The following is an 11,575-nucleotide window of genomic DNA, read 5'->3' on the forward strand; positions in this document are numbered from 1 at the left end:
CCCAGAAATCGAACAGCGACGGCGAGAGCCAGCGGTACGGAGAGAACAGGGATGGACGGACGACAGCGCTCATGGGCGCACTATACGGGCGCACATACACCTGTGTATACATGTGTATATTGAACCGGATTGGGTATGATTCAGCCTCGCCCCACCGGAACCGTCATGGCCGCCGCCACCGTCTTGTCGACGCCTGAAGATGCCAACAGCCCGGCCCGCCGTACGGTGAGCCGCGAAGATCTGCTGGCCGCCGCCCTGAAGCTGATCGGGCCGCACCGCAGCCTGTCCACGCTCAGCCTGCGCGAAGTGGCACGCGAGGCCGGCATCGCGCCGAACAGCTTCTACCGGCAGTTCCGCGACATGGACGAACTGGCCGTAGCGCTGATCGACGCAGCCGGCCGCTCGCTGCGCACCATCATCGGCGAGGCCCGCCAGCGCGCCACCTCCACCGCCACCAGCGTGGTGCGGGTTTCGGTGGAGACCTTCATGGAACAGCTGCGCGCCGACGACAAGCTGCTGCACGTGCTGTTGCGCGAAGGCGCGGTCGGCTCGGACGACTTCAAGCACGCAGTCGAGCGCGAGCTGCATTATTTCGAGGAAGAGCTGCAGCACGACCTGGTGCGCCTGGCCGCACTGGATGGCGCGGTGCTGCACGCTCCGGAACTGGTAGCCAAGGCCATCACCCGGCTGGTGTTCGCGATGGGCGCCACCGCCATGGACCTGCCTCCGGAGAAGGATCCGGAGCTGGTCGAACAGATCTCCACGATGATCCGCATGATCATCGTCGGCGCCCGCACGCCCGCCGCATTCCGCCGCGGCTGACGATCGCGCCCTGGGGTCGGATCCCTTTCCAAAGGAAAGGGCTCTGACCCCAACCTCACTGCCCACACGGCAACTCCATCCTCCGGACATGACCACCGGCAGGTTTGTGGTTGTTTTATGTAATGTTATAACACTCCCTGATCTGACCCGGCCGGCGCTCCACTCGGAATTGCTGCGGCTTCGTTATATAGCACTTGCTATATTGATAAGCCGCTGCTTCCATATGCATCAGCCAGGTCGCCCTCGCCGCCTTTCTTCCCCCAAGGACGACGCCCTCATGTGCTCTATCCCCCACCGCTTCCGAAGGTTGCCGCTGGCCGCCGCCATTGCCCTGGCCCTGCCGCTGCCTGCACTGGCTGACACTCCGAAACCGACCGAACTGGACCGTGTGCAGGTCAAGGTCAGCACCGCCACGCGCAGTGAACGCCTGCTGTCGGACGTGCCGATCCGCACGGAAGTGCTGCGCAAGGAAGACATCGCGCTGCGCGCGGCCACCGACTTCTCGCGCGCCGCCGAGCTGATCAACGGCCTGCGCGTGGAGAGCAACTGCCAGAACTGCAACACCAGCGAAGTACAGCTGCTGGGCCTGCCCGGCGCCTACAACCAGCTCCTGTTCGATGGCATCCCGCTGCTGTCCACGCTGGGCAGCGTGTACGGCCTGGAACAGATCCCGGCCGGGTTCGTCGACCGCATCGAAGTGGTCAAGGGCGGTGGATCGGCGCTGTACGGACCGGGCGCGGTTGCCGGTGTGATCAACCTGATTCCGCCGCTGCCGGCGCGCAGCGGCGGCCATGTGCAGGCCGGCGTGGATGTGCTGGAGGGTACACCTCAGAAGAACGCCGACATTCGACTGGACCTGGTCGCCAAGGACGCAGACGCCGGTCTGTCGGTGATTGCCCAGCGCAGCTGGAACAACGGCATCGACTACAACGGTGACGGCTACACCGAGATCACCCGCAAGAACCTCAAGGTCGGCGGGCTGCAGGCCTGGTACGCGCCCACGCCGGGCACGCGGCTGCGCCTGGACCTGCAGGTGACCGATGAAACCCGCCGCGGCGGCAATCGCCTGGACCAGCCAGAGTACCTGGCCAACATCGCCGAATCGCTGGATACGAAATACCGCCGCGGCAGTGTGTCGTGGGACCAGGAGATCACCGCCGACGTCGATTTCCGCCTGGCCTACGCCTTCGCCGACATCGACCGCGACAGCTTCTACGGCGGCCTGGGCGACGTGGTCACCGATCCCTCGGCGCCCGGCCATGACCCGTTGCAGCTTGACCGCAACCTGGCCGGCAGCGCGGCCTCGCGTTCATGGCGCCAGTACGGCCACACCCACAACCCGCTGCACTACATCGACAGCCAGTTGAACTGGCGGCTGGGCGCGCATGCACTGGCCTTCGGTGTGCAGTACAAGCACGAGGCGCTGGGCGACGACAACCGTACCGGTGATGGCCAGCGCCTGGCGGTGCTGGAAGACGCCACCTTCCACAACATCGGCGCCTTCATCCAGGACGAGTGGAGCCTGCGCGACAACGTCGACCTGGTATTGGGTGCGCGCGTGGACAAGAGCTCGGAACTGGACAGCGCAGTGTTCTCGCCGCGTATCGCGCTGGCCTGGCAGGCGACCCCGAACCTGAAGTGGCGCGCCGGCATCGCCACCGGCTTCCGTGCCCCGGAGATCTTCGTCGAGGACGTGCATGTCGATACGCTGGGTGGCGAGCAGGTGCGCGTGCGCAACACGGACGGTCTGAAAGAGGAACGCGCGTTGACCACCCTGTTCGGCTTCGACTGGCGTTCGGACCCGGCCAATCCGGTGTGGAGCTGGGATGCCACCGCCTCCTATGCACGCATCCGCGACACCTTCGCGCTGGGCGAGATCCAGCGCGGCGATGACGGCCAGCTGAGCCAGCTGCGCTACAACGCTTCCGGCTCCAACGTGCTGGGCGCGGAAACCAACCTCGGCTGGCAGCCGTCGCCGCAGTGGCGCCTGACCGCCGGTGCCTCGTGGTACCGCTCACGCTTCCGCGAACCGCAGCGCATCTTCGATGACACCGGCGACGGCGGTGACACCGTGATCGAAAGCCGCGACTACCTGAAGACACCGCGCTGGACCGGCCTGGCACAGCTCAGCTGGATTCCGGCCGAACCGTGGGAGACCTTCGTCGCGCTGCGCCATACCGGGCCGATGTCGGTGCTGAACAACCGGCTGGGCGAGCTGCACCGCACACGTTCGTTCCTGGTCACCGACCTTGGTGCGCGCTGGCACCGGCATCTGGGCGCACAGGCGCAGCAGGAAGTGTCGGTAGCTGCGGGCGTCAAGAACGTATTCGACCAGCGCCAGAAGGACCTCGAAGTGGGCGCGCTGCGGGACAGCGACTATGTCTACGGGCCGCGCTTCGCGCGCTCGTGGTACCTCAACCTGCGCTATGCGTTCTGAAGCACTGCGGACGCTGTTGCTGACCGGCGCGCTCCTGCTGGCCGTACCGGCGATGGCGGCAGACCTGCACGCGCAGGTCGCCGCCTCGTTGATGCGGCCAGAACAGCGGTCACTGCGGCCCATGCAATGGTCGCCGCCACCGAAGCTGGTGGCGCTGTACTTCGGCGCCGACTGGTGTGCACCGTGCCATGCCTTCGTACCCACGCTGCGCAGTGTGCGCGACGCGTTGCGCGAGACCGGCGCCGATACCGAAGTGGTGTACGTCAGCCTGGATGAGAGCGAGGCTGCATTGCGGCGCTACATGCACGCGCAGGACATGCCGTGGCCGGTACTGGACCCGCGCCGCGCCGCGCGCATGCCCGCACTGCAGGCACTGGCCCGGCTGGGACCACCGAACCTGGTGCTGATCGATGCGGATGGGAAGGTGCTGGCCAACGGATGGCAGGGCCGGCGCTATGAAGGCCTGCAGCCAGTGTTGAAGGAATGGACGAAACGCGCGTGCGCGCAACAGCAGGCGCGCTGCCCGCCTGGATTGTAGATCCACGCCATGCGTGGATGCTCCCTGTCATCGCGCGAACAGCAGCCGAGCATGGCTCGGCTCTACAGGAAACGTGGCTCAGCCGCCCTCGGCCCTGCGCACGAATGCCTCGAACAACGCCAGCGTCTGTTCGCTGACATGGTGTTCGATGCCCTCCGCATCGCGCCGCGCGGTGTCTGCGTCCACGCCCAGCGCCAGCAGGAAACGCTCCACGGTCTGGTGCCGCTGGCGGCTGGCATGGGCCAGCGCCTCGCCTTCCGGGGTCAGGAACACGCCGCGGTACGGCCGCTGCACCACCCAACCATCACGGGCCAGGCGCCGCAGCATCTTCGCCACGGTGGGCTGGGCCACACCCAGGCGCGTGGCAATGTCGACCTGGCGGGCCTCGCCGCCATCGGCCAGCAGGTCCGAAATCAGCTCGACATAGTCCTCCACCAGTTCCATCCGGTGCGCCTCGCGCACTTGCCGGAAGCTCTCGACCTGGCGCTCGGCCTCGATCAAGGGGGTGCTTTTCAGCGATGTCGAATCGTCGGTCTTGCCCACGCCTGCGCCTGTCCTTCCGGGGTGATCCAGTGTTGAACCTGAATTCTGGACCAGTAACGCGATAAAGACGATTGTTTCATATTGCTAATGACTATAGCAGGAGCTATATTCGGACCCATGAACACCCTGGCGCCCCGCGACCCTTCGGCCTCCACTCCGGCCAGCCTGGGTGCGCTCAACGCCTCGGTCGCGGTGCCCGACAAGGGCCATTGGTGGTTCCGCCTGCTGGCCTTCCTTGGTCCGGGCTACATGATCTCGGTCGGATACATGGACCCAGGCAACTGGGCCACCGACCTCGCCGGCGGTTCGCGCTTCGGCTACCTGTTGCTGTCGGTCATCCTCATTTCCAACCTGATGGCGGTGATCCTGCAGGCGCTGTCGGCACGGCTCGGCATCGCCACCGGCATGGACCTCGCGCAGGCCTGCCGCGCCCGCTACCCGAAGCCGGTGAACCTGGCGCTGTGGGCGCTGTGCGAGGCGGCGATCATCGCCTGCGACCTGGCCGAGGTGATCGGCACCGCGATCGCGCTGAAGCTGCTGTTCGACCTGCCACTGCTCTGGGGCGCGGTGATCACTGCGCTGGATACGCTGCTGGTGCTGCTGCTGATGAACCGCGGCTTCCGTGCGCTGGAAGCCTTCGTGATCGCGCTGCTGATGGTGATCTTCGCCTGCTTCGTGGTGCAGATCGCGATGGCTGCGCCGCCAGTGATGGCGGTGCTGGGAGGCTTCATTCCGCGCGCGCAGGTGGTGACCGATCCGCACGCGCTGTACATCGCGATCGGCATCATCGGTGCCACGGTGATGCCGCACAATCTCTACCTGCATTCGTCCATCGTGCAGACCCGCGCCTACCCGCGTACCAATGAAGGCCGCCGCAGTGCGCTGCGCTGGGCGGTTACCGATAGCACTCTCGCGTTGACACTCGCATTGTTCATCAACGCCAGCATCCTGATCCTGGCGGCGGCGGTGTTCCATGCCAATGGTCGTTTCGACGTGGAAGACATCGAGCAGGCGCACCAGCTGCTGGCGCCGATGCTGGGCGTGGGCGTGGCGGCGACGTTGTTTGCGATCGCGTTGCTGGCCTCCGGCCTGAACTCGACGGTGACCGCGACGCTGGCCGGCCAGATCGTGATGGAAGGTTTCCTGCACCTGCGAATGCCGCCGTGGCTGCGACGGCTGATCACCCGCGCACTGGCGATCATTCCGGTGGTGGTGGTGATCCTGCTGTTCGGCGACCAGGGCGCGGTGAAGCTGCTGGTGCTGAGCCAGGTGGTGCTGTCGATGCAGCTGCCGTTCGCGATCATCCCGCTGGTGCGGATCGTGACCGACAAGGTGACGATGGGGGCGCTGGTGGCCCCGCGCTGGCTGGGCGCGATCGCCTGGGTGATCGCGCTGGTGATCGTGGTGTTGAACGTGAAGCTGCTGGTGGATACCTTCAACGGCGCATAGCGTGAAATGCCAAGGCGCCGTTGAAGAGTCGAGCCATGCTCGACTCATCGCACCCGGCACGAACAGCAGCCGAGCATGGCTCGGCTCTACAAATGTAACGCGATCGCGGCCTCGATCTGCTGCGGCGACTGGAACCCGGCCAGGCGCGTGCGTTCGTTACCATCACGGAACAGGGACAGCGTCGGCGTCTGCCGCAGCCCCAGTTCCCTGAAGAACGCCTCACCCAGCACTTCCAGCTGCACGCGAAGCAAGGTGGTGCCCTGCCCCGCCACGCTGTTGGCCACGCGGTGCAGCGACACTTCCAGCATCCGGCACCCGGGGCACTGGTCCTTGTGGAAATCCACCAGCACCCGCGGGTGCTCGGCCAGCAGCTGCTGGAACTGCTCAGGCGTGGTGGCGTCGATGATCTGCATCGTGGTTGCTCCAGTAGTGGGCCAGGACCGCATCGGTCCAGGCGTCGATGGCTTCGGCATGACGCTCGCCATGCGGCATCTGTTCGATCTCCAGCGGCGGGTAGTCGCTGCGGAAATAGCGGATCAGCCGGTGCACGGCACCACAGTAGTACTCCTGCCCCCACTGCGTTTCGCCGGTGCCGAACACCGCCAGCTGGCGTGGCTGCTGACCGCGCTCGGCAATGCCAGCCACCCACGCCTTCATCTCCGCTGGCGTGCGCCCGGCGTTGTCGGTCCAGCAGCCCAGCAGCACCAGGTCGGCCTCGCCGGCAGCCAGCGGCGGCGCCTGCCGCAGGTCGTCGGCCTCCTGCCAGTGCACCGCATGACCTGCGGCGCGGCAGCGCTCGGCGATCTGCCGGCCGAGCTCGCGGGTGTTGCCGCTCAAGGAGGCAACCACCATCAGGATGCTCAGCGCGGTGCCGGGCTCAGAGGTCGTCGAAGCCGTTGTCGACGTTGGTCTTCTTGTAACTTGCATTGCGCATCTCGAAGAAGTCGGTCTTGGTCTCGGTGAAGTTGTCGGCGTAGGCCCTGATCCAAGGCATCACGTTGTCGGTGGTGTCGCTGTAAAGGCGCTCGATGCCGAGCATGCCGGCCATCTTGTTGGCACGGTACTTCACGTAGCGCACCATCTCGTCGACGTCGATGCCATCGATGCCATCCAGCACCTCCGACGACCACTGCGTCTCAAGCTCGATGGCATGTTCGAATGACTGGTGCACATAGGCGGTCAACTCATTGGTCTGCAGCTCGGGGTTTTCGCCGATGATGGCGCGGATCAGCTCGCTGATGAACTTGGTATGGGCCAGCTCGTCGCGATTGATGAAGCTGATGATCTTGCCGGTGCCGTTCATGCGGTTCTGCCGCACCATGTTGTAGAAGTACGCGAACCCGGAATAGAAATTGATGCCCTCCAGGATCGAGGACTGGATCAACGACTTGAGCAGGGTCTCGGCGGTCTTCTCGCGCATGAAGTCGTCGTACGCACCCATGATCGGGGCATTGCGCTTGATGATGGTCGGGTGGGTGCGGGCGATCTCGAAGATCCGGTTCTGGTTCGGCAGGTCGGTGATCGAGGCCAGCACGTAACTGTAGCTCTCGTTGTGGATCACTTCCTGCTGGCCGATGATCGCCGCGTTGGCATGTGCAGCCGGGTCGGTGATGTACTCGGCCACGTTGTAGATGAATCGCGTCTGTGGCGAATCCAGCGTGGCCAGCAGGCCGATGATCGAGTCGTAGGCGTTCTTCTCGCGCCCTGACAGCTCGCCGTACTGGCGCGCGTCCAGCTTCATGTCCACCTCGTCGGGAATCCAGAAGTTGGTCGACAGCTCCTTGTAGGCCCGATAGAACGACGGGTACGGGATATCGTTCCAGTTGAGGATGCCGCTGGTCTGGCCGTTGATGATGCCGGTGCTGCGGTTGGGATGGCGCGGTTCGAGGATCTTGATGCGGTCGAGGGGGGTTGCCATGGGCTTCTGCCTTCGTTCTCTTTCTATCGTGTTGCCGGCCAGCGGCCGGCACTACCGTGGGTCGCCGGTGGTCAGCTGGCGCACCACTCGCATTCGCTGATGTCGATGTCGTTGGAGCGCACGTAATAGGTGGTCTTCAGGCCTTCGCGCCAGGCGCTCAGGTGCAGCTCCAGCAGCGTGCTCGCACGGATGGTGCTGGGCACGTACAGGTTGAAACTGATCGACTGGTCGACATGCCGCTGGCGGCGCGCGTTCTGGCGCACGCTGGCGAACTGGTCGACCTTGTAGGCGCCCTTCTCGTAGTACGGCCAGGTCTCCAGCGACAGTCCCGGTGCTGCCACCGGTCGCCGGAAGTCCTTCTTCTCCTCGTAGTAGAACGCGCTGTAGATCGGGTCGATCGAAGCGGTGGAACCGGCAATCTGCGCGGTGCTCATGTTCGGCGCCACGGCCAGCAGCCATCCGTTGCGCAGGCCGTGCGTGGCGACCTCGCGGGCCAGGCTGTCCCATGCGGCGCCAGTGTAGTCGCGGTCACGGAAGTAGCGCCCGTTGTGCCAGTCGCTGCCCGCGAACATCGGGTAGCTGCCCTTCTCCTGCGCCAGTTGCGCGCTGGCCTGGATGGTCAGGAAGTTGATGCGTTCGTAGAGACGGTCGGCCAATTCTTCGGCATCCGGAGATTCCCACTGGATCGCCTGCTGCGCCAGCAGGTGGTGCCAACCGAACGTGCCCAGGCCGATGGCGCGGTACTTGCGGTTGGTGATCGTGGCCTGCGGCACCGGCAACGCATTGAGGTCGATCACGTTGTCGAGCATGCGTACCTGGATCGGGATCAGGCGCTCCAGCACATCGGTGGCCAGCAGGTCATCCGGCGCACTGATTGCCCGGCCGAGGTTGATCGAGGACAGGTTGCAGACCACGAAGTCACCGGCGCGGCGCGTGGTGACGATCTGGTCGCCGCTGACGATCTCCTGGATCATCCGCGTCGGGCTCATGTTCTGCAGGATCTCGGTGCACAGGTTGCTGGAATAGATCATGCCTGCGTGCTTGTTCGGATTCCTGCGATTGACCTCGTCGCGGTAGAACAGGAACGGGTTGCCGGTCTCCAGCTGGCTGAGCATGATCCGCTTGAACAGATCAATGGCCTTCACCGTTCGGCGGCTGATGCTCTCATCGGCCACCAGCTCGGCATAGCGGTCGCGGAAGCTGCCCGAACCGCGCTTCTCATCGTAGAAGTCCTGCAGGTACCAGCCCTTGGCCTGCTTCACCTCGTGCGGGTCGAACAGGTACCAGTCGGCGCGGCGCTCGACCGCTTCCATGAACAGGTCGGGTACGCACACCGAGGTGAACACATCGTGCGCGCGCAGGCGCTGGTCGCCGTTGTTCAGGCGCAGGTCCATGAAGGCTTCGATGTCGCGATGCCAGATGTCCAGGTACACCGCCACTGCGCCCTTGCGCTGGCCAAGCTGATCAACCGACACCGCCGTGTTGTTGAGCTGCTTGATCCACGGCACCACGCCGCCGGAGGAGTTGGCCACGCCACGGATCGGTGCGCCGCTGCTGCGCACGTAGCCCAGGTAGGCGCCAACACCGCCGCCGTGCTTGGACACGCGCGCGATATCGGTGTTGGAGTCATAGATGCCCTGCAGGCTGTCGTCCACCGTGTCGATGAAGCAGCTGGACAGCTGGCCGCCCACCTTGCCGGCGTTGGCCAGGGTCGGCGTAGCCACCGTCATGTACAGGTTGGACAGCGCCCAGTACGCCTCGCCGACCAGCTGCATGCGGCGTTCGCGCGGCTTTTCCTCCTGCATCAGGTACAGCGCAATGGTCAGCCAGCGCTCCTGCGGCAGTTCATAGACCTCGCGGCTGCGGTCGCTGGCCAGATAGCGGGTGGCCAGCAGGTACAGGCCGTTGTAGGCGAACAGGCGGTCGCGTTCCGGATCGATCATCTCACCGGCCTGCTGCAGCTCTTCCTTCGAATAGCAGCGCAGGATGTCGTTGCTGTAGATGCCGCGGTCAGCCAGGCTTTCCTGCAGGCCCACGTAAGAGCCGTACTTCAGGCTGACATCGTAGAAGCGGTTGCGGCTGGCACGCTTGTACAGGCGGCGCAGGTAGATGCGCGCGGCGAACTGTTCCCACTCGGGCGCGACCAGGTCCACCCGCGATTCGGCCTCGCGGATCAACAGATCGACCAGGTCATCGGCGCTGATGCTGGGCTTGCGCTCGACCATTGCCTGCACCACGCGGCGGTAGTCGCTCACATCCAGCTGCGGGAACTCGGCATGCACGGCATCGATGCTGCGCTGCAGGCGCTCGGCGTCGAACGGCAGGCGGCGGTTGCCGGCCTCCTTGGTGATCCAGGTCGGTACGCGCTCGCCACCGGCGCGCAAGGCGTCGCCAGCGCCGGCCGGATCGGCCACGCGGAAGGTACTGTCGGTCATGGTGGTGAAACTCCAGGCTCGCACGCGCATTGGCGCTCGATGCCATGGCGGCCCTGGACGCGATACCGGCGCACGGGGCGAACGGGTGGATTGCCAGGGTGCGGGAACGTAGGTCGTCGGCATCTGCCTGCGCCTGCGGCCGGTATCCGGGCCGTGGGGGGCGACCTGCGTCCGCACGATGGCGGCCGCGTCGACACGGCAAGCCTTCAGGGGTGGGCCGCGGGACGTTTGCTGCATGTCCGGCGGCGGCGGCTGACCGGGAGTGACGGCCACAACATAGTGGGGATGACGCGCACCGTCAACACAAGATGCGGTAATCACGACATGCCGCGACGATCAGTCGCAGGATGCCGTGTTGCAGCGGCGACGCCTTGTCGACATGCCCTGCGTCCCCAGTTCGGTACAACATCCACTTTCCCCGGAACACCGCCCCATGCGCGCTGCCCAGTACTCCTCCTTCGGCAACCCGGCCGACGTCCTCGCCATTGCCGATGCCGCCCTGCCCGAGCCCGGCCCCGGCGAGGTGCGCATCCGCACCGTGCTGGCCTCGATCCACAACCACGACCTGCTGACCGTGCGTGGCCTCTACGGGTACAAGCCGACATTGCCGGCGATCGGTGGCAGTGAAGCACTGGGCGTGGTCGATGCACTCGGCGATGGCGTGGACGGCCTGCAGATCGGCCAGCGGGTAGCCGCCGCCTCGGTGCACGGCACCTGGGCCGAGGCCTTCGTCGCACCGGCACGCATGGTGATTCCGATGCCGGAGGCGATCCCGGACGAGATGGCCGCACAGTTGATCGCGATGCCGCTGAGCGCGCTGATGCTGCTGGAATTCCTGCACGTCCAAGCAGGCCAGTGGATCGTGCAGAACACCGCCAACGGCGCGGTCGGCAAGTCGCTGGCGATGCTGGCAAAGGCGCGCGGCGTGCACGTGGCCAACCTGGTGCGCAATGCCGCGGCCGTAGCGCAGTTGCAGGCGCTGGGCATCGATCATGTATTCGACACCTCGGTGGACGGCTGGAAGGATCGCGTGCGTGAGGCGACCGGCGAAGCACAGGCCGCGGCCGCAGTGGATTCCATCGGCGGCGACGCCAGTGGCGATCTGGTCGACCTGCTCGGCCACCACGGCACGCTGGTGTCGTTCGGTGTGATGAGTGGCGAACCGATGCACATTCCCGCCGGCGGCCTGATCTACAAGGAGGCCACGGTGAAGGGCTTCTGGGGCAGCAAGGTCAGCCAGGCGATGGCGGTGGAGGACAAGCGCCGGCTGGTCGGCGAGCTGCTCAAGCGCGCGGCCAGCGGCGAACTGACCTTGCCGGTGGAGCAGATCTTCGCGCTGGACGATATCGCCCAAGCGGCGAAGGCGGGCGCCGGTTCGGGCCGTAACGGCAAGGTGCTGCTGCGGCCGTGATGGCCGGACAACCGGGGTCAGA

Annotated in this window: 10 protein-coding genes and 1 pseudogene; 5 read left to right on the forward strand and 6 right to left on the reverse strand. The window is 65.6% G+C overall.

Annotated elements, in window-relative coordinates; genetic code table 11:
• Nucleotides 1-112, reverse strand: a pseudogene (locus N5E02_RS20945) (ferredoxin reductase); the annotation flags it as partial.
• 53 nt (nt 113-165) lie between these two features.
• On the opposite strand from N5E02_RS20945, the gene fabR reads away from it, so the two are divergent.
• From fabR to N5E02_RS17795, 3 genes are all read left to right on the forward strand, one after another.
• Entirely contained in the window at nt 166-822 is a 657-nt protein-coding gene (fabR, locus tag N5E02_RS17785; RefSeq protein WP_005416927.1) for an HTH-type transcriptional repressor FabR, read from the forward strand.
• Between the two features lie 277 nt (nt 823-1,099).
• A complete protein-coding gene (locus tag N5E02_RS17790) occupies nt 1,100-3,259 on the forward strand; it encodes a TonB-dependent receptor (protein ID WP_279946564.1) in 2,160 nt (719 codons plus the stop codon).
• Nucleotides 3,249-3,797 carry a thioredoxin-like domain-containing protein gene (locus N5E02_RS17795; protein WP_065185719.1) on the forward strand — a complete coding sequence of 183 codons (549 nt, stop codon included), beginning with the start codon at nt 3,249-3,251 and terminating at the stop codon, nt 3,795-3,797. Before N5E02_RS17790 ends, N5E02_RS17795 begins: the two co-directional genes overlap by 11 nt.
• Before the next feature lie 78 nt (nt 3,798-3,875).
• Here N5E02_RS17795 and mntR read toward each other — a convergent pair whose 3' ends face one another.
• On the reverse strand, nt 3,876-4,340 hold the full coding sequence (gene mntR, locus N5E02_RS17800; protein WP_005416934.1) for a manganese-binding transcriptional regulator MntR: 465 nt from the start codon (nt 4,338-4,340) through the stop codon (nt 3,876-3,878).
• Between the two features lie 117 nt (nt 4,341-4,457).
• On the opposite strand from mntR, the gene N5E02_RS17805 reads away from it, so the two are divergent.
• Entirely contained in the window at nt 4,458-5,789 is a 1,332-nt protein-coding gene (locus tag N5E02_RS17805) for an Nramp family divalent metal transporter (RefSeq protein ID WP_139727243.1), read from the forward strand.
• Nucleotides 5,790-5,875: 86 nt separating this feature from the next.
• Here N5E02_RS17805 and N5E02_RS17810 read toward each other — a convergent pair whose 3' ends face one another.
• The 4 genes from N5E02_RS17810 to N5E02_RS17825 form a co-directional block, all read right to left on the reverse strand.
• Complete coding sequence (locus N5E02_RS17810; RefSeq protein ID WP_005416939.1) at nt 5,876-6,202, reverse strand: thioredoxin family protein; 327 nt, start codon at nt 6,200-6,202, stop codon at nt 5,876-5,878.
• The gene (locus tag N5E02_RS17815; protein WP_080375118.1) at nt 6,174-6,641 is read right to left on the reverse strand and encodes a flavodoxin; all 468 of its coding nucleotides are present in this window, start codon (nt 6,639-6,641) and stop codon (nt 6,174-6,176) included. The genes N5E02_RS17810 and N5E02_RS17815 overlap by 29 nt, the downstream gene beginning before the upstream one ends.
• 25 nt (nt 6,642-6,666) lie before the next feature.
• The gene (locus tag N5E02_RS17820) at nt 6,667-7,707 is read right to left on the reverse strand and encodes a ribonucleotide-diphosphate reductase subunit beta (RefSeq protein ID WP_005416944.1); all 1,041 of its coding nucleotides are present in this window, start codon (nt 7,705-7,707) and stop codon (nt 6,667-6,669) included.
• A gap of 71 nt (nt 7,708-7,778) precedes the next feature.
• Entirely contained in the window at nt 7,779-10,142 is a 2,364-nt protein-coding gene (locus N5E02_RS17825; RefSeq protein ID WP_262219936.1) for a ribonucleoside-diphosphate reductase subunit alpha, read from the reverse strand.
• Between the two features lie 433 nt (nt 10,143-10,575).
• Between N5E02_RS17825 and N5E02_RS17830 the strand changes: the two genes are divergently transcribed.
• Nucleotides 10,576-11,553, forward strand: coding sequence for a zinc-binding dehydrogenase (locus tag N5E02_RS17830; protein ID WP_065179191.1), 978 nt, complete (start codon nt 10,576-10,578; stop codon nt 11,551-11,553).
• Nucleotides 11,554-11,575: the final 22 nt, after the last annotated feature.

Source organism: Stenotrophomonas sp. GD03777 (genome assembly GCF_029842485.1).
Classification (GTDB): domain Bacteria; phylum Pseudomonadota; class Gammaproteobacteria; order Xanthomonadales; family Xanthomonadaceae; genus Stenotrophomonas; species Stenotrophomonas sepilia.

What these genes read in the sequence shown, in the direction of transcription:
- fabR (WP_005416927.1), top strand. Translation starts at nt 166, where the DNA reads ATGGCCGCCGCCACCGTCTTGTCGACGCCTGAAGATGCCAACAGCCCG.
- N5E02_RS17790 (WP_279946564.1), top strand. Translation starts at nt 1,100, where the DNA reads ATGTGCTCTATCCCCCACCGCTTCCGAAGGTTGCCGCTGGCCGCCGCC.
- N5E02_RS17795 (WP_065185719.1), top strand. Translation starts at nt 3,249, where the DNA reads ATGCGTTCTGAAGCACTGCGGACGCTGTTGCTGACCGGCGCGCTCCTG.
- N5E02_RS17805 (WP_139727243.1), top strand. Translation starts at nt 4,458, where the DNA reads ATGAACACCCTGGCGCCCCGCGACCCTTCGGCCTCCACTCCGGCCAGC.
- N5E02_RS17810 (WP_005416939.1), bottom strand. Translation starts at nt 6,202, where the DNA reads ATGCAGATCATCGACGCCACCACGCCTGAGCAGTTCCAGCAGCTGCTG.
- N5E02_RS17815 (WP_080375118.1), bottom strand. Translation starts at nt 6,641, where the DNA reads ATGGTGGTTGCCTCCTTGAGCGGCAACACCCGCGAGCTCGGCCGGCAG.
- N5E02_RS17820 (WP_005416944.1), bottom strand. Translation starts at nt 7,707, where the DNA reads ATGGCAACCCCCCTCGACCGCATCAAGATCCTCGAACCGCGCCATCCC.
- N5E02_RS17825 (WP_262219936.1), bottom strand. Translation starts at nt 10,142, where the DNA reads ATGACCGACAGTACCTTCCGCGTGGCCGATCCGGCCGGCGCTGGCGAC.
- N5E02_RS17830 (WP_065179191.1), top strand. Translation starts at nt 10,576, where the DNA reads ATGCGCGCTGCCCAGTACTCCTCCTTCGGCAACCCGGCCGACGTCCTC.